General features: G+C 62.3%; 22 protein-coding genes. 6 read left to right on the top strand and 16 right to left on the bottom strand.

The window, feature by feature from the left end; all coding sequences use genetic code 11:
- Positions 1–126 precede the first annotated feature (126 nt).
- Positions 127–1,107 carry a magnesium transporter CorA family protein gene (locus tag NHAM_RS03945; RefSeq protein WP_011509345.1) on the bottom strand — a complete coding sequence of 327 codons (981 nt, stop codon included), beginning with the start codon at positions 1,105–1,107 and terminating at the stop codon, positions 127–129.
- Positions 1,108–1,468: 361 nt separating this feature from the next.
- On the opposite strand from NHAM_RS03945, the gene NHAM_RS03940 reads away from it, so the two are divergent.
- Positions 1,469–2,146 carry a L,D-transpeptidase gene (locus NHAM_RS03940; protein ID WP_041358706.1) on the top strand — a complete coding sequence of 226 codons (678 nt, stop codon included), beginning with the start codon at positions 1,469–1,471 and terminating at the stop codon, positions 2,144–2,146.
- Between the two features lie 63 nt (positions 2,147–2,209).
- On the opposite strand, the gene NHAM_RS03935 is transcribed toward NHAM_RS03940, so the two are convergent.
- Positions 2,210–3,265, bottom strand: a complete 1,056-nt coding sequence (locus NHAM_RS03935) for an extensin family protein (RefSeq protein WP_041357677.1) — start codon at positions 3,263–3,265, stop codon at positions 2,210–2,212.
- A 128-nt stretch (positions 3,266–3,393) separates the two neighbouring features.
- On the opposite strand from NHAM_RS03935, the gene NHAM_RS03930 reads away from it, so the two are divergent.
- Entirely contained in the window at positions 3,394–5,022 is a 1,629-nt protein-coding gene (locus NHAM_RS03930) for a fatty-acid--CoA ligase (RefSeq protein WP_011509342.1), read from the top strand.
- Between the two features lie 62 nt (positions 5,023–5,084).
- Here the strand turns inward: NHAM_RS03930 and NHAM_RS29200 are convergent, their stop codons facing one another.
- The 3 genes from NHAM_RS29200 to NHAM_RS03920 all read right to left on the bottom strand — a co-directional run bounded on the left by NHAM_RS29200 (position 5,085) and on the right by NHAM_RS03920 (position 6,623).
- Complete coding sequence (locus tag NHAM_RS29200) at positions 5,085–5,402, bottom strand: isochorismatase family protein (RefSeq protein ID WP_245269984.1); 318 nt, start codon at positions 5,400–5,402, stop codon at positions 5,085–5,087.
- Entirely contained in the window at positions 5,317–5,679 is a 363-nt protein-coding gene (locus NHAM_RS29195) for a hypothetical protein (RefSeq protein ID WP_245269983.1), read from the bottom strand. Before NHAM_RS29195 ends, NHAM_RS29200 begins: the two co-directional genes overlap by 86 nt.
- Before the next feature lie 77 nt (positions 5,680–5,756).
- The gene (locus NHAM_RS03920; protein WP_011509341.1) at positions 5,757–6,623 is read right to left on the bottom strand and encodes a pirin family protein; all 867 of its coding nucleotides are present in this window, start codon (positions 6,621–6,623) and stop codon (positions 5,757–5,759) included.
- A 114-nt stretch (positions 6,624–6,737) separates the two neighbouring features.
- Between NHAM_RS03920 and NHAM_RS03915 the strand changes: the two genes are divergently transcribed.
- Together NHAM_RS03915 and NHAM_RS03910 are read left to right on the top strand one after the other, a co-directional pair.
- Positions 6,738–7,655 carry a LysR substrate-binding domain-containing protein gene (locus NHAM_RS03915; RefSeq protein WP_011509340.1) on the top strand — a complete coding sequence of 306 codons (918 nt, stop codon included), beginning with the start codon at positions 6,738–6,740 and terminating at the stop codon, positions 7,653–7,655.
- Between the two features lie 152 nt (positions 7,656–7,807).
- Complete coding sequence (locus NHAM_RS03910; RefSeq protein ID WP_011509339.1) at positions 7,808–8,662, top strand: DUF1499 domain-containing protein; 855 nt, start codon at positions 7,808–7,810, stop codon at positions 8,660–8,662.
- 96 nt (positions 8,663–8,758) lie between these two features.
- Here the strand turns inward: NHAM_RS03910 and NHAM_RS03905 are convergent, their stop codons facing one another.
- From NHAM_RS03905 to exbB, 8 genes are all read right to left on the bottom strand, one after another.
- Positions 8,759–9,706 (bottom strand): MBL fold metallo-hydrolase, encoded by a 948-nt coding sequence (locus NHAM_RS03905; protein ID WP_011509338.1) that lies wholly within the window; start codon positions 9,704–9,706, stop codon positions 8,759–8,761.
- 195 nt (positions 9,707–9,901) lie between these two features.
- Entirely contained in the window at positions 9,902–11,116 is a 1,215-nt protein-coding gene (locus tag NHAM_RS03900; protein ID WP_011509337.1) for an acyl-CoA dehydrogenase, read from the bottom strand.
- Positions 11,117–11,264: 148 nt separating this feature from the next.
- Positions 11,265–12,341 (bottom strand): 3,4-dihydroxy-2-butanone-4-phosphate synthase, encoded by a 1,077-nt coding sequence (gene ribB, locus NHAM_RS03895; protein ID WP_011509336.1) that lies wholly within the window; start codon positions 12,339–12,341, stop codon positions 11,265–11,267.
- A gap of 348 nt (positions 12,342–12,689) precedes the next feature.
- Entirely contained in the window at positions 12,690–14,435 is a 1,746-nt protein-coding gene (locus tag NHAM_RS03890) for a cation:proton antiporter (RefSeq protein ID WP_011509335.1), read from the bottom strand.
- Between the two features lie 133 nt (positions 14,436–14,568).
- Positions 14,569–14,793, bottom strand: coding sequence for an invasion associated locus B family protein (locus tag NHAM_RS24475; RefSeq protein ID WP_245270048.1), 225 nt, complete (start codon positions 14,791–14,793; stop codon positions 14,569–14,571).
- A gap of 99 nt (positions 14,794–14,892) precedes the next feature.
- On the bottom strand, positions 14,893–15,702 hold the full coding sequence (locus NHAM_RS03880; protein ID WP_011509334.1) for an energy transducer TonB family protein: 810 nt from the start codon (positions 15,700–15,702) through the stop codon (positions 14,893–14,895).
- Positions 15,699–16,157 carry a TonB system transport protein ExbD gene (gene exbD, locus NHAM_RS03875; protein ID WP_011509333.1) on the bottom strand — a complete coding sequence of 153 codons (459 nt, stop codon included), beginning with the start codon at positions 16,155–16,157 and terminating at the stop codon, positions 15,699–15,701. Before exbD ends, NHAM_RS03880 begins: the two co-directional genes overlap by 4 nt.
- 6 nt (positions 16,158–16,163) lie before the next feature.
- Positions 16,164–17,177, bottom strand: coding sequence for a tonB-system energizer ExbB (exbB, locus tag NHAM_RS03870; RefSeq protein WP_011509332.1), 1,014 nt, complete (start codon positions 17,175–17,177; stop codon positions 16,164–16,166).
- Positions 17,178–17,385: 208 nt separating this feature from the next.
- Here exbB and NHAM_RS03865 point away from each other — a divergent pair, with 208 nt between their 5' ends.
- Both NHAM_RS03865 and NHAM_RS03860 read left to right on the top strand, forming a co-directional pair.
- Positions 17,386–19,710, top strand: a complete 2,325-nt coding sequence (locus NHAM_RS03865) for a TonB-dependent receptor (RefSeq protein ID WP_011509331.1) — start codon at positions 17,386–17,388, stop codon at positions 19,708–19,710.
- Positions 19,625–20,386 (top strand): substrate-binding domain-containing protein, encoded by a 762-nt coding sequence (locus NHAM_RS03860; RefSeq protein WP_086008340.1) that lies wholly within the window; start codon positions 19,625–19,627, stop codon positions 20,384–20,386. The genes NHAM_RS03865 and NHAM_RS03860 overlap by 86 nt, the downstream gene beginning before the upstream one ends.
- Positions 20,387–20,955: 569 nt before the next feature.
- Here the strand turns inward: NHAM_RS03860 and NHAM_RS03855 are convergent.
- The 3 genes from NHAM_RS03855 to gspD form a co-directional block, all read right to left on the bottom strand.
- Positions 20,956–21,885, bottom strand: coding sequence for a substrate-binding domain-containing protein (locus NHAM_RS03855; protein WP_011509329.1), 930 nt, complete (start codon positions 21,883–21,885; stop codon positions 20,956–20,958).
- A gap of 822 nt (positions 21,886–22,707) precedes the next feature.
- Positions 22,708–23,256, bottom strand: a complete 549-nt coding sequence (locus NHAM_RS03850; protein WP_011509328.1) for a tetratricopeptide repeat protein — start codon at positions 23,254–23,256, stop codon at positions 22,708–22,710.
- A complete protein-coding gene (gene gspD / locus NHAM_RS03845) occupies positions 23,228–25,588 on the bottom strand; it encodes a type II secretion system secretin GspD (RefSeq protein WP_157043530.1) in 2,361 nt (786 codons plus the stop codon). Before gspD ends, NHAM_RS03850 begins: the two co-directional genes overlap by 29 nt.
- Positions 25,589–25,712: the final 124 nt, after the last annotated feature.

The raw sequence follows: 25,712 nt of genomic DNA, 5'->3' as shown, positions 1-25,712 counted from the left end.
GAGATACCGCGCTATAGCGTTTTGGAGCGAAGGATATGCTCGGGCCTGATCCGAGGATGGGTACCGGTTCGCGTCAAGACAACGCGTCAAACAAAAAGCCGGAACGGCTCCAGAGAGGGCTTCCGCTCACAGCCACTTCTTCCACTTGAAGACCATGTAGGGCAGCACCGCCGCGATCACCATCATGGCGAGCGCGAAGGGATAGCCGTGCGGCCAATCCAGCTCCGGCATCAGCTTGAAGTTCATGCCGTAGATCGAGGCGATCAGCGTCGGCGGCATCAAGACCACTGCCATCACCGAGAACAGTTTGATGATGTTGTTCTGCTCGAGATTGACCACGCCGAGCATCGCGTCGAGCACGAAGGTGATCTTGTTCGACAGATAGGAGGCGTGATCGGTCAGCGAGGCGACGTCGCGCTGCATGGTCTTGAGCTGCGCGCGCATCTCCTTCGACCACTTGTCGCTGTCGGAGTCTGCGGCGACGAAGGTGACGAGACGGCCGATCGAGACCAGGCTCTCGCGGACCTTCGAGGTGAGATCGCCCTTGCGGCCGATCGCGATCAGGATTTCGGAATAGCGCTTGGCACGACCGGTGCGCGCCGATGCGTCCGGCTCGAAGATATCGTGGCTGACCTGATCGACGTCGGCGCCGGCGCGCTCCAGAATGTCGGCGCAGCGATCGATCACGGCGTCAAGCAGTTCGAGCAGCACGCCCTCGCCGGTCAAGCCCTGTGCGGCGGCGCGCGCCAGCTTGTTCTCCACCAGCGCGAACGGTTTTGGCGCGTCGTAGCGCACGGTGACGAGGCGATGGTTGGACAGGATGAAGGTGATCGGAGTGATGCGCGGCGCGCCGGATTCGGTGCCACACATCAGGCTGGCGGTCATGTAGCGCGCGCCGTTCTCGACATAGAGACGCGAGGAAATCTCGATCTCCTGCATGTCTTCCCGGGTCGGCACTGCAACTCCGGCGAGCCGCTCCACCGCGCGATCCTCCTCCGGCGTCGGCTTCTCGAGATCGATCCATACCGCGTTGTCCGGCAGTGTGGTGAGATCGGCCGGGCTGCTTTTCCGCAGCGCGGCGCTGGCCGGCGCGAAGATCGAGAGCATTGGACCTCCGGGGATGACGGCGTGGATTCAGCGTGGGCATGGACGATCTGGAGTGCGCCCAATCCCAGCGATTTGGCAAGCCCGACAAAGGGCCGTCGCGGTGATCGGATGCTGTTATTCGTTGGCCGCGGGGAAGCAGCCGCCCACATCCCCCTCGTCCATGGAAAAGCGGCGCAATTCCGCAATTCAATGTCGGGCGTGGTATTTTTGCGGCAAAAATGCCACAGGCGCTGTGCTGCGTAGCGACAGGACCCTCTAAGTACTGGAATTTTAGGGAATTTTGACAATAATGGATCGCAGAGGAATCTTGGTCTTTCGGGCGCAAATTGCCATGATTCAGCGGGGCATTTGGAAAGCAACAATGTCGTCTTTTTGGGTTAAGCTTGGGATCCTGGCTGCGGGCCTGATGCTGTCGGGCTGCATGCAGGCCACACACTACGAGGCCACCAACACCAGCAACTTCACGCCGCGCGACAAGGAGTTGCTGTCCAAGGTCTCCTACGTGAAAACGCCGGTGGCCGCGCCGTTCCGCCGCGCGATCGTCGACTATCACCGCAAGGAAACGCCGGGCTCGATCATGGTCGATTCCGACAACCACTATCTCTATTACGTGCTCGACGGCGGCAAGGCGATCCGTTACGGCATCACCGTCGGCGAAGAAGCGATGGCATGGTCAGGCATCGCAAAGGTCGGCGCCAAGACCGAATGGCCCTCCTGGCACCCGACGCCCGGCGAGATCGCGCGCCTTGGGGTACCGAAATACGTGGCTCCCGGCCCCGACAATCCGATGGGGTCGCGGGCGCTGTATCTTTACGCCAACGGCAAGGACACGCTGTTCCGCATCCACGGCACCAACCAGCCGGAATACATCGGCGCCTCGATTTCTTCGGGCTGCATCCGCATGACCAACGAGGACGTCATCGACCTCTACGACCGGGTGAAGATGGGCACCGTGGTCGTGGTGCTGGAGCCGCATCACGGCGACTCGCCCTACAGCTCAAAGATGGCGTTGCGGGGCGGCGGCGGCAGCTTTAACTGATCGAAGCGACTCCTTAAATTTACGGAAGCGCCGGTTCTCCGGCGCTTCTTTTTTTTGCCGCCATCAGTCGAACAGCGGCCTGAGGAACGGCGGCAGGTTGGTATGCCGCTTCCGCTTCACATGCTTCGCGGCTGAAAGCCGTGTTGACGGCACTGAAGCGGATGGCAACGGCTTCGACGAATCCCTCGCAGGCCTGCCGGCTGCCTGGGCGGACGGAGGTCGCTTCCGGGGCTGAGGCACCACATCCGCCGGCACGGCCGCTGCCGGCCCAGCTTGTGAGGCGTCACGAGGCAACGCCTCGCGCTCCGGGAGCGCTTCCGACGCCTTGTCCTTTTCTTCCGCCGTTTCGCGCCGCGATGCTTCCGTCGGGCGTTCGGCCGGCAGCAACGGCGCGGCCGTGGGCATCGGATCGTAAATGTCCCATTGACAGATCCGGTAGCCGTTGCGGCGTTCAGCGAGATCGAGATGGATGTGATTTTCGTGATAACCGTCCGAGCCCGGTCCAAGGACGGTCGTGAAGCGCGCGCAGACCGAGCGCATCAGCTTTTCGCGCAACTCGCGCGGGACCTTACGATCGGTCAGCGCGATCGCCCGGCCGTTGGAAAGCCTGACCGCACGAACGTCGAGCGCATTGGCGCGCCCGTGTTCGGACAGCTTTGCTCCGGCAATCCGATTGCGTCCCCGGCATTCGAACGAATCGAAATTGTCGAGCTCGCTGACGCGGCTTCCGAGCCCTTCTGCCAGCGGCGCCATGTCGGTGCGAATCCAGTCCGCGATCGCCGAAGCCATCGTACAGCGCAGCGTGGCGGCCGGCTTGACCGGAACGCGGGTCCGATCCGGCAGCACAACCGCCTCGAGCCGGACCAGGTCGGCCCCCCCACACACGCCCGGCCCCGTGATCGCGGGGATGCTCGGGGCGATGGCCACCGCATCGGTCAGCGCCAGACGGCAGGCAGAAGGCGCCGGCGAAGTCTCGGGCGTCGCGGGCGCCCCTTCGCTCGCCTGCTTGGCATCCTTGCCGTCGGGCACCGTTGCTGCCGCCGGGCGCGGCTGCGGCAACGGAATCCCGGTCCCGGCCAAAGCCGCCACCGGCATGAAGAGGACTGCGAGCGCAACCATGGCCAATCGGTCGCGGCTTACACCGCCAACCGGCCGTTTGCGACGAGCAATCCCCGCGCTAAAGGTCTTCATGCCAATCCCTGCGGGACAACGATAACCCCTGGGCCAGGATCAGGAGAAACGTTCGAATGCACGGCTTGATGCAAGACTGGCCCTTGCTGTGTCACCGGATCATCGATCATGCGGCGAAGGTTCACGGCAGGCGTGAGGTGGTCACGCGATCGGTCGAGGGTCCGATTCATCGGACAAATTACGCCGAAATTCGCAGCCGGGCGCTGAAACTCGCGCAGCGGTTCGATCGCGAAGGCATCAAGCTCGGCGACCGCGTCGCCACCATCGCATGGAACACCTGGCGTCATCTCGAGGCCTGGTATGGCATCATGGGCATCGGCGCCGTCTGCCATACCGTCAACCCCCGTTTGTTTCCGGACCAAATCGCCTGGATCATCAACCATGCAGAAGACCGCATCGTGATGACCGATATCACTTTCATTCCGATTCTGGAAAAGATCGCCGACAGGCTGCCGAGCGTGGAACGCTACATCGTTTTCACCGACAAGGCGCACCTGCCGCAGACCACGCTGAAGAATGCGGTCGCATACGAAGACTGGATCGCGGGAGCCGACGGCGACTTTGCCTGGAAGATGTTTGACGAGAATACTGCCGCGGGGATGTGCTACACTTCGGGGACCACGGGCGATCCGAAGGGCGTTGTGTATTCGCATCGCTCCAACGTGCTGCATTCGATGATGACCAGCAACGGCGACGCGCTTGGCGCGGTGTCGAAGGATACAGTGCTGCCGGTGGTGCCGCTGTTCCATGCCAATAGCTGGGGCATCGCGTTCTCGGCGCCGTCGATGGGCACCAAGCTGGTGATGCCCGGCGCCAAACTCGACGGCGCATCGGTGTACGAACTGCTGTCGACCGAGAAGGTCACCTTCACAGCGGGCGTGCCTACCGTGTGGCTGATGCTGCTGCAACACATGGAGAAGAACGACCTCAAGCTGCCGGACCTCAAGGTCGTGGCCTGCGGCGGCTCGGCGATGCCGCGCTCGATCATCAAGGCGTTCGACGACATGGGCGTCGAGGTGCGACACGCATGGGGTATGACGGAAATGTCGCCGGTCGGCACCGTCGGCGGGCTACAGGGCCAGTTCAGCCACCTCAAGGGAGACGCCAAGCTCGACTTTCTGCAGATGCAGGGCTATGCGCCATTCACGGTCGAAATGAAGATCACCGACGACGACGGCAAGGAACTGCCGTGGGACGGCAACACCTGCGGCCGGCTCATGGTGCGAGGCCCCGCGGTCTCCGGCGCCTACTACCGCGTCGAGGACACCATCCTCGACCAGCAGGGTTTCTTCGACACCGGCGACGTCGCCACCATTGACGAGCACGGCTACGTGCGGATCACGGACCGAACAAAGGACGTGATCAAGTCGGGAGGCGAATGGATTTCGTCGATCGATCTGGAAAATCTCGCGGTTGGTCATCCCAAGGTGGCGGAAGCCGCCGTGATCGGCGCGCACCATCCGAAGTGGGGCGAACGCCCGCTGCTGATCCTCCGGCTCAAGGAGGGCGAGAGCGTGACACGCGAGGAGATTCTCGGTTTCATGGATGGCAAGATCTGCAAGTGGTGGATGCCTGACGACGTCGCATTCGTCGACAGCATCCCGCACACCGCCACCGGAAAGATCCTGAAAAGAGCACTGCGTGAGCAGTTCAAGGATTACAGCCTGCCGACCGCGGCAGCGTAGGTCACAGCCATCAAGCACATGGCGAGGTCCGGGCGTTTTCTTTGCTGCGCAGGCTCCACCGCTTATTTCGCGCCCTTCACCGTGGTGTAGCTGGTGATGAGATTGCGATAGTCGGGGATGTGATTGGAGAACAGTGCCCCCAGTCCCTCGATGTCGTTGCGCCAGTCGCGATGCAGTTCGCAGGCGGCGCCGAACCACGTCATCAGTTGCGCGCCGGCGTTCGACATGCGATCCCACGCTGATTGACGTGTCAGTTCATTGAAGGTGCCGGAGGCATCGGTCATCACGAACACCTCAAAACCTTCCTCGATGGCGGAGAGCGCCGGAAACGCGACGCAGACCTCGGTGACGACGCCGGCGATAATCAGTTGCTTCGGCATTGTCCCAGGCATTGATCTGGCCCGGTCGCGCGATGTAAGGCGCATCGGGAAACAACGCTTTGAGTTCAGGCACCAGCGGGCCGTTCGGCCCGTCCTCGAAGCTGGTGGTGAGAATGGTCGGTAGCTTGAAGTATTTGGCGAGGTCAGCCAGTGCCAGCACGTTATTCTTGAAACGGTCGGGATCGATATCGCGAACCAGCGACAACAGGCCCGCCTGATGATCGACCATCAAGACGGCGGCCTTGTCCTTGTCGAGACGGTTATAGGGTGTCGGCATCGTCATTCTCCTTGGTGCACGGAGGCGAGAACACAAAGGACGCGGGAGACGAAGGACCGTCTCCCGCTTCGTCGTCATCAGGCCGGGATCGCGCCGAAGCGGCCGCTCTGGAAGTCGGCCATGGCCTGCCGGATCTCGTCCGCCGTGTTCATGACGAACGGGCCGTGCATCACCACCGGCTCGTCGATCGGCGCGCCGGACAGGATCAGCACCGAAGCCTCGGTGTTGGCCTCGATGGTCACCTCACCGCCGCTACGGTCGAGCAGCGCGAACTGCGCCTCGCGGGCGATCTCGCTGCCGTTCACCAGCACCGTGCCCTTGAGCACCACAACCGCCACGGTGTGACCGTCACGCGGGTTGAGCGTGGCAACGCCGTTGCGGTCGAGCTTCACGTCGTAGATGTCGATCGGCGTGAAGGTTTTCGCCGGCCCTTTTCGGCCGTCGAACTCGCCCGCGATCACCCGCAGCTTGCCTGCGCCGCCCGGCAGATCGACCACCGGAATGTCCGCGTTGAGCAAGGTCTGGTAGCCGGGATCGGCGTTCTTCGTCTTGGCGGGCAGATTGACCCAGAGTTGCACCATCTCCAGCGTGCCGCCCTTCCTGGTGAAGGCGCGCGAGTGAAACTCCTCGTGCAGAATGCCCGAGGCCGCCGTCATCCACTGCACGTCGCCCGGCCCGATCAGCCCGCCGTTGCCGGTGGAGTCGCGGTGCTCGACCTCACCCTGATAAACGATGGTGACGGTCTCGAAGCCGCGATGCGGGTGGACGCCGACGCCGCGCGGCTGCTCCGCCGGGGTGAAGTCCGCCGGGCCGGCATAGTCCAGCAGCAGGAACGGGCTGACATGGTCGCCGTGGCTGGCGTGCGAGAACAGCGAGCGGACCGGAAAGCCGTCGCCGACCCAATGCTGCCGGGGGCCGCTGAAAACACCGAGAATCTTTCTCATGATAAACCTCCATGGCGCGGCCGGATCGGCCGCTGTGTTGCAATGGAGAATAGGGGCGAGACAAATAGCCCGGTAGCTGGCAATATCACGCCTCACTGTCCTATAAATAAGACAATGATGTTCGCTCAGGTGGTCGATCATGGCGGATTCGCCGCCGCCGCCCGCGCGCTGGGGATGCCGCGCTCGCGGCTGAGTCGCCGCATCGCGGTTTTGGAGGACAGGCTCGGGGTCCGGCTGATCCAGCGTTCGACCCGGCGTTTCAGCGTCACCGAGATCGGGCAGGATTATTACCGCCATTGCGTCGCCATGCTGGTGGAAGCCGATGCGGCACAAGAACTGATAGAGCGCTCCCGCAGCAAACCGCAAGGCATCGTTCGCGTGAGTTGTCCGCCGCCGCTGCTGTACTTTCAGGTCGGCGAGATGGTCGCCCGCTTCATGGCCGAGTGCCCGGACGTCGAGGTGCATCTGGAGAGCACGCCGCGCCGGGTCGACGTGATCGCCGATGGCGTCGACATCGCGCTGCGCGTGCGTTTTCCGCCGCTCGAAGACAACGATCTGGTGATGCGGGTGCTGGCTGAGAGCGCGCAGCGGCTGGTGGCGAGCCCGGCCCTGCTGAAGAGGCTGATCCGCTCGCCGGTTCCGGCCGACCTCGCCACGCTTCCCAGCATCGGCTGGGGGCCGCCGCATCAGCGTCATGAATGGTGCCTCGACGGCCCCAATGAGGCCACCGCGCTGATCCCCTACGTGCCGCGCCTCATCACCGAGGACATGGTGGCGCTGCGCTTCGCGGCGCTGCGCGGCATCGGCGTCGGGCAGTTTCCGACCATGGTGGTGAAAACCGATCTCGACTCCGGCGCACTGGTCGACGTGCTGCCGCAATGGAGTCCCCGCGCCGGCATCGTCCATGCGGTGTTCTCGTCGCGACGCGGGCTGTTGCCCTCGGTGCGGGCGCTGCTGGATTTTCTGGCTACGGAGTTCGCCGCCCTCACCCGCGCAGACGCCGACGTTTCGCCGCCCCGCGAAATGCGCTAGAGCATTTTCCGGCTAAGTGGAATCCGGCTCGCGTGAAGAAAATGCTCTCAATCTATAACTCGCGCGTATTCTGATCGCAAAGCCGATATCCACTTTTGCGGAATACGTACTAGTGGTCCGATTCGAACCAACCGCCGCAACGGGACGCTCCGATGGCCCGCAGGTTTTCCGCGCCCTATCAATCCGAACCGTTCTCCGCGCTCGCCACCTGGGCGCGGCGACTCGCGGTGTTCTCGGCGGTCGCGACGCTGGTATCTGTTATGGTCGTCAGGTTCGGCTTCCTCGAAATGAAACCCGCGATGGCGACCTTTTTCGGCGCGCTGACCTGCGCCGGACTGTCCATCCTGGTCGCGTTCGCAGGGCTCGTGGCACTCTGGCGGGACGGCTCGCGCGGCATAGGCCGTATCCTGACGGCGTTGCTGCTGGACGTGCTGATCCTCGCCTACCCCGCGTACCTCGCCGTGCAGTATCGCAACCTGCCGCCGATCCACGATATTACCACCGATCCGATCAATCCGCCGCGGTTCGACACGCTGGCGCGGCTGCGCGGCGCCGACGGCGCCAACACCGCTGTCTATTCCGGTCTTTATTCCGCCGCGCAGCAGCGCACAGCCTATCCCGAGATCGAACCGGTCGACCTCGATGTCTCGGCCCAACACGCCTTCGACATCGTCCGACGGCTCGTCGCCCGACGCAAATGGCTGGTGATCGACGAGCGCGCGCCGCAGCCGCCGCAGCAGCCCGGCCATATCGAGGCGGTGGCGAAAACGTCCGTCATGGGATTCCGCGAGGACGTCGCAATCCGCATCATGCCGGACGGCGACGGGTCGCGCGTCGATATCCGCTCGTCGTCGCGTTATTTCGAACACGATCTCGGCAGCAACGCCGCGCGTGTCAGCAGCCTGATCGACGACATCAACGCCGCCGCCGAAAACAGCGTCGAGAAGCCGGCGAAGGAGCCGCGCGTGCCGGTCAAACCTCCCGCCAGGGGCGCGACCAAGCGATAGCGCTCACGCTCGAGCGGGATGAGGAAAAGTGTGTAGCGGTTTTCCGCCCGCATCCCGCTCTCAAATATTGGAATCGATCATGTTCATGATTTTGGATCAATTCGATCCAAAATCATCGTGATCCAGCCGGTAGCGTCCGCCGATGACGGGATCGCCGTCCGTGAGCACGAGGCCGCGCGCCACCATATCTTCCAGATGCGCGAGCACCGAATAGCCGGCGGCGCCGGACAACCGCGGATCGAGACCGATATAGATGGCGCGGACCAGGGTCGGGATATCGGCCTCGCCTTTTGCGAGCCGATGCAGGATCGACGCCTCGCGCGCTTTGCGATGTCGCGCAAGATATCGCACAAAGCGCGGCGCATCCCGGATCTCGGGACCATGACCGGAGAAATACAGTTGCTCGTCGCGGCGCGAGAGCTTCTCGAGCGAGGCCATGTAGTCGATCATCGACCCATCCGGCGGCGCGACGATCGAGGTTGACCAGCCCATGACGTGGTCGCCGACGAAAAGAATGTTATGGTCCTTCCACGCAAAGACCATATGGTTCGCGGTGTGCCCCGGCGTGGTCACGGCTTGCAGCGCCCAGCCGCCGCCGGTCACGACCTCGCCATCGCGAAGCCGGACGTCCGGACTAAAATCGCGATCCGCGCCGGATTCCGGATTGTGCTTTTCGCTTTCAAAGCGCGGGCGCGAGGCGCGATGCGGTCCCTCCGCATAAACAGACGCGCCGGTGGCCGCCTTGATGCGGGCGGTATTCGGTGAATGATCCCTGTGAGTGTGGGTGACGAAGATGTGCGTCACGGTCTCGCCCCTCACCGCATCGAGCAGCGCCTTCGCATGGACCTCGCTGTCCGGTCCGGGATCGATGATCGCGACCTTGCCGCGGCCGACGATGTAGCTCACGGTCCCGGTGAAGGTGAAGGGGCTCGGATTGTCGCACAGCACGCGGCGGACACCGGGCACGACCTCCTCGACGACGCCGGGCTTGAGCGGAAAGTCACGGTTGAACGGAACGTCGTCATTGTCGGAGGTGTCGGCCATTACGGTTCCTAACTGGCGTCGGCGGACGCACGCGAGCGTGCGAAGCGCCTCACCCGGTCATACCCCGCGAAAGCGGGGTATCCAGTAGTCGCCGGCCAATCGTGAAAGACGAAGCGCTCTGGAATACTGGGTCGCCCGCCTTCGCGGGCGATGACAGTTGTACGTGTCGGCGCGTCCGCGTTTCCAAAAGCGTTCCTACGAAAACGCCTGGATGCCGGTGATGGCGCGACCGAGGATCAGCGCATGAACGTCGTGGGTGCCCTCATAGGTGTTGACGGTCTCAAGATTGGCGGCATGGCGCATCACGTGATATTCGATCTGGATGCCGTTGCCGCCGTGCATGTCGCGCGCCATCCGCGCGATATCGAGTGCCTTGCCGCAATTGTTGCGTTTGACGATGGAGATCATCTCCGGCGCCATCTTGCCCTCGTCCATCAACCGGCCGACGCGCAGGCTGCCCTGAAGCCCGAGCGCGATGTCGGTCTGCATGTCCGCGAGTTTCTTCTGCACCAGTTGCGTCGCCGCCAGCGGACGGCCGAACTGCTTTCGTTCGAGCACGTATTTCCGCGCGCGATGCATGCAGTCTTCCGCCGCGCCCATCACGCCCCATGAGATGCCGTAGCGCGCGCGGTTCAGGCAGCCGAACGGACCTTTCAGTCCGGACACGTTCGGCAACAGGTTCTCTTCCGGCACCACCACGCCATCCATCACGATCTCGCCGGTGCACGACGCACGCAAGCTGAGCTTGCCGCCGATCTTCGGGGCGGACAGGCCCTTCATGCCCTTCTCCAGCACGAAACCGCGGATCTGATTGTCATGCGCCGCCGACCTGACCCATACGACGAACAGGTCCGCGATCGGGGCGTTGGAAATCCACGTCTTCGAGCCGGTCAGCCGGTAGCCGTCCGACACCTTCTCGGCGCGGGTTTTCATGCCGCCGGGATCGGACCCGGCATCCGGCTCGGTCAGGCCGAAACAACCGACCCATTCGCCGGTCGCGAGCCTGGGCAGGTATTTCTTGCGCTGGCTCTCGTCGCCATAGGCATAGATCGGATACATTACCAGCGACGACTGCACCGAGTTCATCGAGCGGTAGCCCGAGTCCACACGCTCGATCTCCCGCGCGACGAGGCCATAGGCGACGTAGCTGGCATTGGCGCAGCCATATTCTTCCGGAAGGGTGATGCCGTTGAGGCCAAGCTCGCCCATCTCGTTGAAGATCTCGCGGTCGGTCTTCTCTTCCAGATAGGCCTTGACGATGCGCGGCAGCAGCTTGTCCTGCGCATAGGCGCGCGCGGTGTCGCGGATCATGCGTTCGTCTTCGGTCAGTTGATCGTCCAGCCCGAACGGATCGTCCCACTGGAAACTGACCGGCACGGGTTGGTCCTTGCTTTGCGGGCGAACACTCATGACAATCCTTTCACACCGCCCCGGACACCGCTCGGCAAAGCCGGATCGCTCCCCGTCAATATACAGATAATTCGACGACAGAACCAACGCCATTCCGGAGCACGCGCGACCGCGCATGTGCGCTCACACCCGCAAATGACAACGGCCGTCAGCTTTCAAGATGCTCGTTGGAGGCGATCTCGATGCCGAAACCGGAGAGGCCCTTGTAGTCGTATGCGGACGAGGTCAGATGCCGGATCGAGGTCACGCCGAGATCGCGCAGGATCTGCGCGCCGACGCCGACCTCGCGCCACTGCCTGTTGCGGTCGGCTTCCGCCGATTTGTGTTCGGGGAGCGGCGCCACCGGCACCCCGGCGGCACCGTCGCGCAGACACACCAGCACGCCGCTGCCGGCCTTCTCGAAATGCTCGAGCACGACCTCCATGCGCCGCGGCCCGGCGAAGATATCGCGCACGATATCGGGTTTGTGGAAACGGGTCAGGACATCCCTGCCGTCGCCGATGCCGTTATAGACGAACGCGACGTGGGCGATGGAATCGAACGGCGAACGGTAGGCGTAACCCTGCAGCGGTCCGATCGGGCTGTCGATCGTAAACTCCGAGACCCGTTCAATCAGCTTCTCTCGCGCCTGACGATACGCGATGATATCGGCGATGGTCACATGCTTGAGGCCGTGCGCGGCAACGAACCGCGCCACCTGCTCGCCTTTCATCACCGTGCCGTCGTCGTTCATCAATTCGCTGATGACACCGACCGGCGGCAGGCCAGCCAGCTTGCAGAGATCGACCGCCGCCTCGGTATGGCCTGCGCGCAACAGGACACCGCCGTTGCGCGCGATCAGCGGGAAGATGTGGCCGGGCCGGGCAAAGTCGCTGGCGCCGGCGTTGGGATTGGCGAGTGCCCGGCAACAGGAGGCACGCTCTTCGGCCGAAATGCCGGTGCCGCCATCGGGCTTGTAATCGATCGAGACGGTGAAGGCCGTGGTATGATTGGACTCGTTATGCGCGACCATCGGATCGAGCCGCAGCCGGAGCGCCTCCTCCGTCGTGATCGGCGCGCAAACGATGCCGGAGGTGTGTCGTATGATGAACGCCATCTTCTCCGCGGTGCAGAGCGATGCCGCGACGATCAGATCGCCCTCGCCCTCGCGGTCGTCATCATCGGTGACGGCGACGATTTCGCCGTTGGCAAAAGCCTCCAGCACTTCCGGAATTGGATGGGACATGACCTGCACTTTCCCGTTTGACGGAGGTTCGTATGACCTAGAGCCTTTTCGCTTCTGATGGAATCAGAAGCGAGGCTCTATGATTTTGATTTGACGCGTTTTCTTCACGCGAACCGGTATCCACTTCGCTCGAAAACGCTCTAGAGCATTTTCCGGCTAAGTGGAATCCGGTTAGTCGTAAGAAAATGCTCTCAATCAATAACTTGCACGTATTCTGATCGCAAAACCGGTATCCACTTTTGCGGAATACGCGCGGGCGGGCAGCGTTGCAACCGACAGACCCGGAATGCGGCCCTGCCATCACGCCCTATATATGATCCGCACGGCGAATTTGGCAGCGGGATCGGCCTACGGCAGCACCTCCCGGCGCTCGCTCAGAAGCGCGTCGGACTCGGCGCGCTTGTCGGCCAGGAGTCCGTTGTCGGCGGCCTCGATCGCCGCGAGCAGCTCGTGCGCGTCGGTCAGCCGCGTCACCGTCACGTAATCCGCGCCGGCGGCATAGTGATCCCCGACGTCCGAGAGCAGGTCCGCCGTCGAGATGATCTTGGCGGTCGGGTTGAGCGAGCGGACGTGACGGACGAGCTTTTCGTTGTTGGCGCCCTTGAGCAGCGAATCCGGCACGCTCAGAATGATGATCTCGGCGCTGCCGACCCCGGCATGCAGCAGCGTATCGACGTTGCTGATGTCGCCATAGGTGACGGGAAGGCCGCGGGCGGAAAGGGTGCTGAACACCACCGGGTTGAAATCGACCACGGCGATCTGGTCCAGCAGCGACTCGTCCCGGCGTTCGATCTCGCTCAAGAGCGCGCTGGCAGCACGGAAGAATCCAAGAATGACGATGCGGCGCGGTTCGCCATGGCCGCCCGCGCCATGTTCTCCCGCGCTGTGTCCGCCCTCCCCGGCTTCGGTGCGGTCGAGGTCCCGAAAACCGAGCCGCTTCAGGAACCTGATGCCTAGCCGCGAAAGCTGGTCGCTGCGCCCGATCGCGAACGTACTCAGCACCGCCAGCACCACGAACGCGAACGACGCGGCGCTCGCGGTCTGCGTCCTGATATGTCCCGCAACCACGCCGGTCTGGATCACGACCAGCGAGAACTCGCTGATCTGCGCCAGATTGATCGCCGGCAGCAGGCTGGCGCGCAGCCCCTGCTTCATCAGGTACAGCGGCAGGAAGGTCGTGACAACGCGGCTCGCCACCGTGAAGGCCGCGATCATCAGCGCGAGCCCGATCACCGAACCGTTCGGGATCGGAATGGTCATGCCCAGCGCGACGAAGAACAGCGTGATGAAGAAATCGCGCAGCGTCGTCACCTTGGCGGTAACATCGAGCGCGTAGGGGAACGTCGAGAGCGACACACCGGCCACCAGCGAGCCCATTTCGCGGGACAGTTGCAACCGCTCAGCGATCTCGCCGATCAGAAAACACCATGCCAGCGCACCGAGCAGCACCAGCTCCGGGCGCCGCGCGATCTGGTGAAACAGATAAGGCAGCACGTAGCGGCTGAGAATCAGCGCGGTCGCCACCAGCGCGCCGACCCGCGCGATCGAGAGCAGGATGATGGACATCTGAAGATTGTCGAGACTGGGCTGTACCGCCAGGAACAGGATCGCGAAGATATCCTGCAGCACCAGCACGCCGAGCGTGATGCGGCCCGGCAGGGTATCGAGTTCGCGCTTCTCGTAAAGGACCTTGACGATAATGACCGTGCTCGACAGCGCGCAGGCGACGCAGAGATAGAGCGCATCGAAACCGCCGCGACTCATGGGCAGGCCGACCGCCATGAAAAACAGCACGCCGAGGAGACAGCCGCCGAGGAGCTGACCGCCGGCTGCGACCACGATCACCCGCCCGGCGCGCACGATCTTCTTCAGGTCGATTTCCAGGCCGATCATGAAGAGCATGAAGATCAGGCCGAGTTCAGAGATGGTTTGGATCGATTCCTGCGACTTGACCCATCCCATCCCGAACGGGCCGATGAAAAACCCGGCCAGCAGATAGGCCAGAATCAGCGGCTGCCGGGAAAAATGAGCGGCCAGCCCGAGGCCCCAGGCAAACAGGATGGAAAGCGTGATATCGCCGATAAGTTCGTGCATGCCCCTCAGCCAGTCGGCGGAATTTCCAAGCTAGGATACGCGGTTACTACGGGCTTCGTCGATGCCCGGCGCGCCCGCTTTTTCGCGCAAATTCGGGACACTCTGCCCTGCTCGGGAAGCTCACCGGCAACAGTCAGCCCCGCGGCGCGCAGGTAGAGAACCGCAGTCCCTTGCAGAGGTCCTTGTCGTCGTGCTTGAGGACGGCGCCGGCATCGAGATTGAGCCCGAAAGGCATCAGGACGGTGCCCTTGGTCTTGCCGTTTCCGGGCGGGTGCAGCTCAATGGCGCAGATGCGCTGGCCGGTATCGCGGTTGCCTTGAGCCTGCGCGAGCGAGCACTGCTTCTGGCGATCGACGATCCGGCAGTCGATCGTCCAATCGCCGTAAGTCTCGTTGATCGAGGATTCGCCGTTCGGCAGCGTCGCGGCCGGCTGAATGTAATCGCGGGTGGCCAGACATCATCGTGAGAACCTGATCGGAACGGCGAGCGTGATCGAGCCGCCGCCGATGTTGGGGGGCGGCGCGGGAACGGGGCTGGCGCGGCGCGGCAGCGACGCCGCCTCGGCATCGAGCGCGGCGTCCCCGGCCGAGCGCACCAGGCGCGCGGAGAGCACGCGGCCCGAGCGGTCGATCGTGAATGCGACCGTCGCAACGCCGGTGCCGACCGCGCCCGGCGGAAAGCGCTTGTAGCGGTTGAGATGCGCCATCAGCGCGCCGCGCCAGGAGGCCCGCGACATCGACGACGACAGCCCTTCGGCCGGCGCGACGGCACGGTCCGCGCGCTGCGCCTGCGAAGTGGGCGGCGCGGTGGTGCGCGGCGCCTTCTTCTGCTTTTTCTTCTTCGGCTTTGGTTTCGGCTTCGGCCGCTCGGCTTTCGGCGGCAGCACCACCTCCGCCTTCTCCATCTTCGGCAGCTCCGGCGGCTTGATCTCGGTCTCCACCGGCGTCTTCAGCTCGGGTTGCGGCTCGACCTTCTCCTCCACCGGCTTTTCGGGCTCCGGCTGCTCCTCGGCCTCCACCATCTGCGGCCCCGGCGCGATGTCCTGCTGTGGCACCTCGGGCGCGACCGCGAGCGGTGCCAGTTCCATCATGATCGCGGCCGGCGGATCGCCCGGCGCCTCTGCCGCCGCCGGCCAGTTCAGCGCCAGCCAGATGCCGCCGGCGTGCAGCGCGACCACGGCGAGCCCGGCCGCGGTCCAGCGCAGCGCCGAGGTCGCTCTGACCGTGCCGCCGATCCGGCCATCCGGATCGCGCCAGTCGATCCTCATGGCCGCGTCGCCGCCACCGGCGTTGGCGCCACCTGCCCGGTGTCCTCGAGTCCCACCAGCGCGATCTTGAGATAGCCGGCGTCGCGCAACAGGTTCATCACGTTCATGAACTCGCTGTAGGCCACCGCGCCGTCGGCACGCAGGAACACGCGTTGCTCGCGGTCATTGCCGGTCTGCTGATCCAGCGTGGCCTGCAAGGCGCTGCGCGGCACGTTGTCATTGCCAAGCGCCAGCGTCAGGTTCTGCTTGACGGTCAGGAACACCGGCTTGTCCGGGCGCGGCAGCGGCTGGGCGTTGGACATCGGCAGGTCCACCGCCACGTCCACCGTCGACAGCGGCGCCGCCACCATGAATATGATCAGCAGCACCAGCATCACGTCGATGAACGGCGTGACGTTGATCTCGCTGAGCTCGTCGATGCCCCCGTTCTGCGGGTCCTTGAGCGATACGGCCATGGCACATCACTCGGCGGCGGGGCGGGCGCGCCCCAGCGACACCACCGACGAGACCAGTCCCCGCTCCTGCCGTTCCAGGTCGCGCGAGATGTGCTGGATGATTTCGCCGGAGGCGTCCGACAACAGCGCTCGGTAGCTCGAAAGCGCCCGCGCAAACACGTTGTAGATGATCACCGCCGGAATGGCGGCGACGAGACCGAGCGCGGTGGCGAGCAACGCCTCGGCGATGCCCGGCGCCACCACCGCGAGGTTGGTGGTCTTGGACAGGGAGATGCCGATGAAGGCGTTCATGATCCCCCACACGGTGCCGAACAGACCGACGAAGGGCGCGGTGGCGCCGATCGTCGCCAACAGCCCGGTGCCGCGGGCGACCTCGCGGCCCGCCCTCGCCTCGATGCGCGACAGCGCAATCGCCAGCCGCTCCTTGATGCCTTCGGCTGTCAGATCGCGCGAGCGCTTGAGTTCGCCCTCCGCCGCCTCCAACAGCTCGGCCACCGTGCCCTGACCGGTCCAGCCGTCCGCGGTTTCGGCCTGCGCCGCCGCAAGGCTATCGGCGCGCGCAAGTTTGCGCACGCAACTCTGCGCCCGTCGCCGCGCCGCTGCCAGTTCCACGCCCTTGGCAAGCCAGATCGTCCACGTCACCAGCGAGGCAAAGGCGAGCCCGACCATCACCGCCTTCACGACGATGTCCGCCTGCATGAACATCCCCCACGGCGACAGATCGCGCGGGAGCGTGGACGATGACGCCGACGGCGCGGCGGACGAGGGAACAGCAGCAAGCGACGCGGATGCGTCCGGGGCAGCCGCTTCGGACGAGAGCGACGATGCAGGCGGAGAACCCTGGGACACATCAAGCGCCGGTGGTGCGGACGTCGGCGTCGAAGACAAAATTCCGGCAGGAACCGCGACGGCGTCGGGCGCACCGTGTTGCTGCTGCGCGTCCGCCTGCACCGCAGCCGCAAGAACAGCGAGCACGACGACAAAACCAAAACGTATCGCCCTTGTTGCAATCCTCGTCATCATTCCCCGTCCTCGTTCCTACTGACTTGATAGCGCCACTCTTCGTTTGAACGCCCGGTTCACGTGCGGCTTGCAACGCAACCTCAAGCAATCAGCAATATCCACCGATCGTCATCGCAAAATCCGGGCGCTGTGCCATTTTCACCCTGTTCAGCGCCATCGTTATATGCATACACATATAGCAATACGCGCAGCCGAGGAAGACCAGATGCCGTCTGACCGTCGCCACAAGCGGTACCGCTTTCGCAGGCTGCCTTCCTTGTCGATCCTGGCAGTACTGTGTGGAAGTGCGTCGGCTCAAGAGATGCTTCCGACAATCGATGTCCGGAGCGACGCGGCGCAAACTGCCGATGTGACTCCTGATTATAAGGTCAACCGCGTAGAGCTCGGGCCCCTGGGCAAGAAGCCCCTGATTGACACGCCCTTCTCAGTCAATACGGTCTCGGAAGCGCTCGCTGAAAATCAGCAACTTCAAAGCGTGCGCGAAGCGTTCCGCTTCATTCCCTCAGTCCAGGGCGAGAACGTTCGTCCACAGACGCGCGGTCTTCAAGCAAGCGTCGTGCAAAACACCCGCATCGATGGCTTGAATATTGCGGCAACAACTGACTATCCGATCGAAGAATTTCAACGCATCGACGTGTTGAACGGAATCGCCGGCGCGTTGTTTGGCCCAGCTCAACCGGGCGGAACCTTCAACTACATTATGAAGCGTCCGACCGCCGACCCATTGCAGCGCTTCACGGGAGGCTATCTTTCCACGGGCCAGTGGCTCGCGCACATGGACCTTGGCGGCTTCGCCGACCCGGAGCGTCGCCTCGGCTATCGATTGAACCTTCTCGATCAGGATGGCGCAAGCTACGTCGGCAACAGTCGACTGCAACGCCAGCTCGCCAGTTTCGGCGGCGACATTCACTTTAGCCCCGACACGGTTCTCGAGACAAATGCGAGTATTTATCATTACAAAACAGAGGGTTTGCCTGGAACCTTCGCCGTTGCAAAGGGCGTCCTCTTTCCAGCAGCGGTCGATCCGACAAGGGTGGGTTACGGCCAGCCGTGGGGAGGGGACGACAATACGACAACGATCCTGAGTGGTCGTATCAAGCATGATTTTAACGAGAACTGGAGCTTCTCCGCCGGTGTCTCGCGCAACACAAGCGATCGCGCCTCTACGGTTCCAACAAATACGCTCATCAACAACGCCGGAGGTTACGTAACGACCGCGGCGACAACGACCTATAGTCTTGACACGGTCACCAGCAATCAAGCCATTCTGAATGGCCGTTTCGAGACGGGTGCGCTCAAGCACGATCTATTTCTCGCCAATAACGGTTTCTCCTGGGATCGCTACAGGCCGTTCACGATTGGCGCACTCACGGCTGGCAGCGCCAGCCTCGACAATCCGTTGACCTTTCCCGAGCCGAATTTTCCGGATTTCAAAGATCGCTACAGATCTGTGAACACCCTCCAGCAGTCGATTACCTTGGGAGACACCATTGCTCTCAACGATCAATGGTCGGTGTTGGGCGCCATCAGCGACAGTTGGATCGATACCAACAACTACAATACGTCTGGCGGCGTCACGGGCGGGTATAACGCTAACGGATGGAGCCCGCTCGGCAGCGTTATGTTCAAGCCACGTGAAAACATGACGACCTATTTCACCTACGCGAATAGCTTGCAGCAAGGCGACAGCGCACCGGCCGGCACGGCCAACCAGGGCGATACCCTTGCCCCCTATCGAAGCAATCAATATGAACTCGGCGCCAAATTCGATTTCGGGCGCTTCAACCTGAATGCCGCGCTTTACAGAATCGAACGACCTTATGCTTTCACTGGATCGGATAACGTTTTTTCTGTGAAAGGGACGCAGATCAATCGTGGAATTGAACTGATGGCGTCTGGCGCCATCAGTGATGAATGGACGGTGCACGGCGGGATGACGTTCATCGACCCTCGGCTCTACAATACGGGATCGCCCCAAACGGACGGCCAACGCATTCTTGGCCTATCTCAATTCGTCACGAACTGTTTGCTCGAATATCATGTTCCAACCGTTCAAGGACTGACATTCAGCGGGAACGTCACCTATGCGACGAACCGGCCCACGGACTACGCGAACATATCATTTGTTTCCGGCTACGCTGTGCTCGATCTTGGCATGCGCTATGCGCAACTCGTTGCCGACAAGCGGGTCACGTTCAGGCTCGACGTTTTCAATGTTACGGATCTTCATTATTGGGCCAATGTGACGCCGGCCGCCCAGAATGGATATAATGCGACAGGTTCAGCTACCGGCACTTTGGGCGCACCGCGGACTGTCCGTGCTTCGCTACAGGTGAACTGTGAAGACCCGATTTATCGCAGTCGCCTGCGCAAGCGTCGTCGCTCTGGCGACGATTGTCGGCTCACGGGTCTGTCGCGCGGAAGTCGAGGGGCAGACAGCGCCCCTGCGGGTTTACGCGGCCGGAAGCACGCGCGGAGTCCTCACTGCGATTGCAGACGATTATACCAAGGCGACGGGCCAGAGATTTGAACTCACATTCGGCCCGGCAGGTCTGCTCCTGGACAGAATTAGGAAGGACGGCGGCGCGGACGTTTACGTTTCCGCCAATATGGCGCACCCCCAGCGACTTTTCGTCGAAGGCGTCGGCACGCGTCCTGTCATCTTCGCCAGAAATCGACTTTGTGTGACCGGCCGCGCAGATCTTCGCCTGACTCAGGAGACGTTGCTCGACACATTGCTTGAGCCGTCAATAAAGATCGGCACCTCGACGCCCGGTGCCGATCCGGGAGGAGATTACGCCTGGCAGTTCTTCGATCGAGCGGACACGGTTCGCGCGGGTGCGAAGGAGGCGCTCGTTAGAAAGGCGCATCAGCTCGTTGGAGGGCCAGCGAGCCCTAAAGTGCCTGCAGGCGAAACGGCGACACATTATTTCTTTTCGCGACATCAGGCCGATGTCTTCATTGGTTACTGCAGTTCGCATACAAAAATCGGCATCGGAACTGAAAGGCTGTCGGATTTGCCACTCACGCGAGTCGAAGTGCCTCAAGCGCTCGCTGTGCCCATAAGCTATGGGCTGACGATGCTGATGACAATCAAGGAAGCGAACCGTAGGGAAGCTGCATATCGTTTCGCGCTTTACTTGATGTCTCCGGATGCGCAGCGGCGCCTCCTGGAATATGGCTTCCTTCCAGGCGGCGGGCTTTAGCCGGAGTTTGACGCGCATGGCGATGTCTCTGTCCGCACATGCCTCTCCCCCTCGTCTATGAGATCGGCCGCCGTAGACGCAGCGGCGCGCCCGAAAATTCGTGCGCCGTTCTAACGGGATGTCTTGACGGTAGCGAGGGAGGGACCACCTAACTTCTAGAAGAAATTCGTCAACAACTTCAAAAAATTCGACAGCTTCGACGTCATCTGTGTCGTGTGTGTGTGATACAAAATTGGCACGACGGGCGCAAAACCGTACCACGCCTCGCTCTTTCCCGGTATCGGCTACCGCAGTTCCCGAGAGAATGATAACCCCAAGGCCGAAGCCTTTGCTGAATAAGCTTGAGACGCTTATCGGCGAGGATCGCAGCGCACCGCGTTTTGTGCAGCCGTCGTGCCAAATGAAGGACAGTAACCCCGAAGATCGCGGCTAGGCTGTTCATCTTGCGTAACCATGGATGCCGGCAGAGAGCGCCATGCATCCATGGTTATTGCTCTCGTCGCGGTTGGCAAGGCCTAACGGCTTGTGTCCGCCAACCGCACTTCGTTCATGCTACAGTAATCAAAGGTTCAGATCGGCGCGTAGCAGTGGGCGTCGAGGAAATTCGGCCAAAAGTTTGGGTCGGAGTTCGAAAGCATGTAGTCCTTCAGGCTGGACCCTAGAGCATTTTGGGTGCCGTCTCCGGAGTCGATCAGAATGCCCTTCTGAACTCGCATATAAGACGAATGGGTGAATGCAATATAGATGTAGTCGGGCGGGGACGAATGATGCGGCGCGATGCCTGCGCAGATTTGCGACTTGGAGACGAATCCGGACTTGTTTGTGGTATCAGTCACCGAGTTGAACGTCAGAGTGATATTGCCATAAAGGGGACTATGCACGCCCGTTGGCACCGTACCCTTGGTGGGCCAAAGGCCCATGTCGTGCATGATCATGTATGCCGCGTCGCCGTAGGGGGCAGGCGTTGGGTCGGCGACAGCGATGTTCTGGGAGTTCGCCACGCTTAGCGGAGTTGACGTGGTCATTTGAGAGGACAGCGTCGCGGAAACGCCACTCGAAACGCTCGGCATGAGCGTCTGCACATCGCTTACCGTGGTTTGGAGCGCGAGGAGCACCGGAATGCCATTGGCATAAAGGTCCGAGGTCGCGCCGCTCTGCACAAAGCCTGTACCGACAAGCGCGTCGGGAGTGGTGTCGTCCGCAGCCAGGAACAGACTGTAGCCAGACGACCCTGCGCGGATTTCAGTGTTAAGAACGCCTGTCGAATCTTGACAGATGTTAACGTTTTTTCCGGCTCCAGGCTCGCCGATCGCTGTCCACGCAGTCACGAGATCCTTCGCAGGCCCGAAGAAGTTGGCGGCCACTGCTACCTTAAGATCAGGAGCCGCCATTGTGTTTGGCCAGACCGTGCATGAGGGTGCAGCCAATGCAGGCGTGACAACTCCGGCAAACGCGACTCCCGCAATGCCTGCAAATAGGCTTCGATATTTTTGACTCATAGCGATTCTCCTTTTCTGGTTCTCTCTTGCTACACAACGTCCGCGGTTTCGACACTCGCAGACACGCCGTTCCTAACCGACGTGGAGTGCTTGAGGGCAATCCGCAGGCCATGCTCCCCAAGAATTCTGTTTCGATGCTTTCGTATTTGTCTTTGATATTTTCCAGGGCACGACAGCATCATCCCGGGCCGCCACCGCTGCTATCGTTAGTAAGCCTGTCACGAACGCTCGCGCCGCGCCCGAAACGCAGACTCAGGCAAAATGCCGTCAGCTGACAGACCGACAAGGCTTCTCTCGTGAATACGAGAGCCCCGGCATTTGCTCGAGCCAATTGATATGTGGATTGCTGAAAATACGACAGATACATCGCGGCCCCCTCGGTGCCGCAACATATGCTTACCCTCGTTATATATCAATGACTATAATGATTAGGATTATACGATTTTGACCGATTAGCGAATGCTGAACCGATGACTCACTCCACCGCATATCTTGTATCTTCGGTGTGCCGTCATCTCAACGCGTCGGACGACTGCTTCTCCAAAGGCTGGTTCGTCTTTAATCCGGTTGCACCAGCTCATGTTCCATCTGCTTGTGTAAGGCGATGTTGACCAACCCTATTCTCTTTCCGTAGTCGACGACGGAGGCGATATTCATTTCGCGTTGCGAGGGTTGGAAGGGCGCGCCGGCGCGAACGGTTGCGAGCACGTTGGCATCGAATTTCGGCTATCCGCTGCTTTCCGCGATCGTCGGAGTGCCGGACACGATCAGCGAGGCTGACGGTTGTCTTCCTTCACAAATGATCGCGAGTCTTCCCAGCGCTTATGGGCGTCCTGGCGCCCAGATCAGCGCAAGGCGCTGACCTTCGTGGATCTGCGCGGGCGACATCTTCGAGGCGACGGCATTGCGCAGCCGCAGGAAGTAATCGCGCTCGCGCCGCGGAGCGCGGGCAGCCGCCAGATTCAGCCATTTGTAGGCCAGCACGACATCCCGCCGCACACCATGGCCTTTGTCATACATCAGTCCCAGCATGCCCTGCCCGAATGGATTACCCCGGATCGCCGCGTCGATGTACAGGTCAACCGCGGCGTCATAGGCCTGCGGCGCGCCGTAGCCGTTTTCATACATGAAGCCGAGAAAGGCCTGGGCATTGGCGTTGCCCCGCAGGGCGAGCGGTGTCAGCATCCGGACGGTGCCGATATAGTCGCCCCGCGCATAGGCCGCGTTGGCGCGCGCCAGCGCATCGGCCGAAGCGGTCCGCAGCGGCAGGAAACAGCAGGCGAACAGAACGAAGGCCGCCGCCCAGGCATTTCGCCGCGATTTCTGCCGACGCGCCACGGTATCAGTGGACGGTGCGAACCCGCAGGTCATCGATGCTCGCTCCCACGCTGCCGCGCAATTTCGACCGCAACTCCTCGGCGACGTGATGTGCGTCGGTGCCGTCGCGGATGATCTGCGGACGAATGAAGATGATCAATTCGGTGCGGGTGCCTCTCTTGCCCTGGTGCGCGAAGGCGTCGCCCAGCCCCCGGATTTCGTCAAGCAGCGGGATGCCGCTGCGCCCGCCGTTCTGCTGCTCGCTGATCAGCCCGGCCAGCAGCACGGTCTGACCGCTGGCAACCGAGATCGAGCTTTTCACCCGTCGCTCTGCCACGGTCGGTGTCAGCGTGGAACTGGCGGTTGGTTGCACGCTGCTGATTTCCTGCTCGACCTCAAGCCGGACATTGCCGTTGACATTGATGCGCGGCGAGACACGCAGGATGATGCCGGTGTTGCGATAGTCGATGCTGTTGACCACGTTGTTGTTACCGTTCAGAACCGTTGCGGTGCCGGTCGAGACCGGCACCGTGTCGCCGACCTGCAACGTCGCCGTTTGGTTGTTGATCACGACCAGCGAAGGGTTCGACAGCACCTTGACGCTGGTGACCGCATGCAGGGCGTCGAGAATGACGGCCGGCTGCGCCTCCGAGCCGATCAGGAAATTGAATCCCGGCAAGGCGCGGTTGATGAAGGCGTTGGCCACCGAACCCGCCGCCCCGGCCAGATCGGTCGTTCCGGCCGACGTCGGTATCGGCGCAGCATTGGACTGCGTGTTGAGGAGCGAACCCTGGTTCGCCTTCATGCCGAGGTTCTTGCTGGTCAGATAGGACTGCACGCCGTAGCTCAGCTCGTTGGTGAGCGTCACCTCGGCGATCGTCGCGTCGATCGCCACTTGCAACTGCGGCTGATCGACCTGCTGCAGCGTGGCCTGGATGATCTTGTAGTTGGCCTGATCGGCGTAGATCAGCAGTGTGTTGTTGACGACGTCGGGAGTGATGCGCACGCCCTGCATCAGCGGCTGCCCATTGCCGCCGCTGTTGCTGTCGAGCGCGCCGCCCCCTGTGGGCGTATTCGTGCCGGCCCCGGCGCCACCACTGGCCGTCGTCTGCTGACTAACCTTCGAAAACCCGCCGCCGGCCCCGCCCATTCCGGATGGCGGGCGCGATCCAGAACCGCCGGCTGCCGATGGCGAATTCGTGTTCCCCGACAGCCTGTCGACGCCGGAGGTCAGGGACGAGCCCGACCCCGGCGCAAGCTGATTGTCGGCACTGTCGAGCGAGGACGACGATCCGCCGATGAACATCTCGGTGAGGATGCGCGCGATCTGCTTCGCCTCGCCATATTTCACCCGGTAGACATGCACGCTGGTGCGCGTGGTATCGGCGTGGTCGAGCCGCCGGATCCAGGTCGCGGCAGTATGCAGCAATGCCGGCTTGCGGCTGACGACAAGAATGGCGTTGAGCCGACTCACCGGTTGGAATTTCACCACGCTGTGGCTGAGGCCACTGTCGCCGGAATCCATGATCTTTTCCAGTTCGGTAATGATCGGCTCCGGCGCGCTGTTGCCAAGCGGATAGACGCCGACCGACTGGCCGCGCATCCAGTCGACGTCGAAGCTCATGGCGGTGTCGACCGCGGCGCGCCGCTCAGAGCCAGTGCCCTGAATCAGAAGCAGGTTGTGAGTCGCGTCAGCACGCACGCTGCCTGGCTTGGTTACAAAGGAATCCATCAGCTTCATCACAGTCTGCGCCGAAACATATTGCAGAGGCACGACGGAAACGCCGTAGCCCGGCTCCGTTGCCGTTGCAGACTCCACCCGACCCGCCCCCAGCGCCTCGCTACGCGGGGTCACGCGATAGCCGGCGTTGTCGCGCAACAGCGCAACACCGGAAAGCCGCAATGCATTTTCAAGAACAAACGCGATATCGGACTTCGGTACCGGCCGCACCGACACCAGACTAATCGTACCCTGTACCCGCGGATCGATGACGTAGCCTTCATTGAGAATGTCGCCGATCATGACCTTCGCGACGGTGGGGATCGGTGTGTTCTCGAAATTGAGGTCATAACCGCCGCCAGCGCTGCCGCTCGCCGCCGGCTGCGGCCGCGCTTCCGCGGCATCGGTGATTTCGGTGCCTTCGAATACCGCGGCTCGGCCTCGCTCGCCAACATTTTGCGGCGCTGAATTCACGCCTTGCGCCTGGCGCGGCATGATGTCGAGCGAGCGGACCTTGTCAAGCACGTCGATATCGCCGGGTGCCGTGGAGCCGGTCGTCGCAACGTTGCAGGACGTCAGAAGATTGATAATGCAAAGTGCCAACGCGATAGCGCAAACGCCGCGCATAACCGTCGAGCACCGCACCTGATCGCTGAGACGCCCCATGCCTACGCCGATCCAACTCTAACGAGCCCGTCGCGGACCAGGCGCAAGAACCGATCCAAGGTAAGCTTACCCTTAACGGCAAAGTGAGGGATTCATCTAATGCCGACTAGCCGTTGCTTGCTCA

The sequence above is a fragment of the Nitrobacter hamburgensis X14 genome (genome assembly GCF_000013885.1).
GTDB classification, from domain to species: domain Bacteria; phylum Pseudomonadota; class Alphaproteobacteria; order Rhizobiales; family Xanthobacteraceae; genus Nitrobacter; species Nitrobacter hamburgensis.
This window is presented reverse-complemented; position numbering and strand designations above follow the sequence as displayed.

Bases quoted from the DNA above. Each gene is read 5' to 3' on its own strand.
- exbB (WP_011509332.1), bottom strand. From the start codon at position 17,177: ATGACGAGGATTGCAACAAGGGCGATACGTTTTGGTTTTGTCGTCGTG.
- NHAM_RS03890 (WP_011509335.1), bottom strand. From the start codon at position 14,435: ATGCACGAACTTATCGGCGATATCACGCTTTCCATCCTGTTTGCCTGG.
- NHAM_RS03850 (WP_011509328.1), bottom strand. From the start codon at position 23,256: ATGACCTGCGGGTTCGCACCGTCCACTGATACCGTGGCGCGTCGGCAG.
- NHAM_RS03945 (WP_011509345.1), bottom strand. From the start codon at position 1,107: ATGCTCTCGATCTTCGCGCCGGCCAGCGCCGCGCTGCGGAAAAGCAGC.
- NHAM_RS03910 (WP_011509339.1), top strand. From the start codon at position 7,808: ATGGCCCGCAGGTTTTCCGCGCCCTATCAATCCGAACCGTTCTCCGCG.
- ribB (WP_011509336.1), bottom strand. From the start codon at position 12,341: ATGTCCCATCCAATTCCGGAAGTGCTGGAGGCTTTTGCCAACGGCGAA.
- NHAM_RS03915 (WP_011509340.1), top strand. From the start codon at position 6,738: ATGATGTTCGCTCAGGTGGTCGATCATGGCGGATTCGCCGCCGCCGCC.
- NHAM_RS03940 (WP_041358706.1), top strand. From the start codon at position 1,469: ATGTCGTCTTTTTGGGTTAAGCTTGGGATCCTGGCTGCGGGCCTGATG.
- NHAM_RS29195 (WP_245269983.1), bottom strand. From the start codon at position 5,679: ATGCCGACACCCTATAACCGTCTCGACAAGGACAAGGCCGCCGTCTTG.
- NHAM_RS03865 (WP_011509331.1), top strand. From the start codon at position 17,386: ATGCCGTCTGACCGTCGCCACAAGCGGTACCGCTTTCGCAGGCTGCCT.
- NHAM_RS03935 (WP_041357677.1), bottom strand. From the start codon at position 3,265: ATGGTTGCGCTCGCAGTCCTCTTCATGCCGGTGGCGGCTTTGGCCGGG.
- NHAM_RS03930 (WP_011509342.1), top strand. From the start codon at position 3,394: ATGCACGGCTTGATGCAAGACTGGCCCTTGCTGTGTCACCGGATCATC.
- NHAM_RS03920 (WP_011509341.1), bottom strand. From the start codon at position 6,623: ATGAGAAAGATTCTCGGTGTTTTCAGCGGCCCCCGGCAGCATTGGGTC.
- NHAM_RS03905 (WP_011509338.1), bottom strand. From the start codon at position 9,706: ATGGCCGACACCTCCGACAATGACGACGTTCCGTTCAACCGTGACTTT.
- gspD (WP_157043530.1), bottom strand. From the start codon at position 25,588: ATGGGGCGTCTCAGCGATCAGGTGCGGTGCTCGACGGTTATGCGCGGC.
- exbD (WP_011509333.1), bottom strand. From the start codon at position 16,157: ATGGCCGTATCGCTCAAGGACCCGCAGAACGGGGGCATCGACGAGCTC.
- NHAM_RS03900 (WP_011509337.1), bottom strand. From the start codon at position 11,116: ATGAGTGTTCGCCCGCAAAGCAAGGACCAACCCGTGCCGGTCAGTTTC.
- NHAM_RS03855 (WP_011509329.1), bottom strand. From the start codon at position 21,885: ATGAGTCAAAAATATCGAAGCCTATTTGCAGGCATTGCGGGAGTCGCG.
- NHAM_RS03880 (WP_011509334.1), bottom strand. From the start codon at position 15,702: ATGAGGATCGACTGGCGCGATCCGGATGGCCGGATCGGCGGCACGGTC.
- NHAM_RS29200 (WP_245269984.1), bottom strand. From the start codon at position 5,402: ATGCCGAAGCAACTGATTATCGCCGGCGTCGTCACCGAGGTCTGCGTC.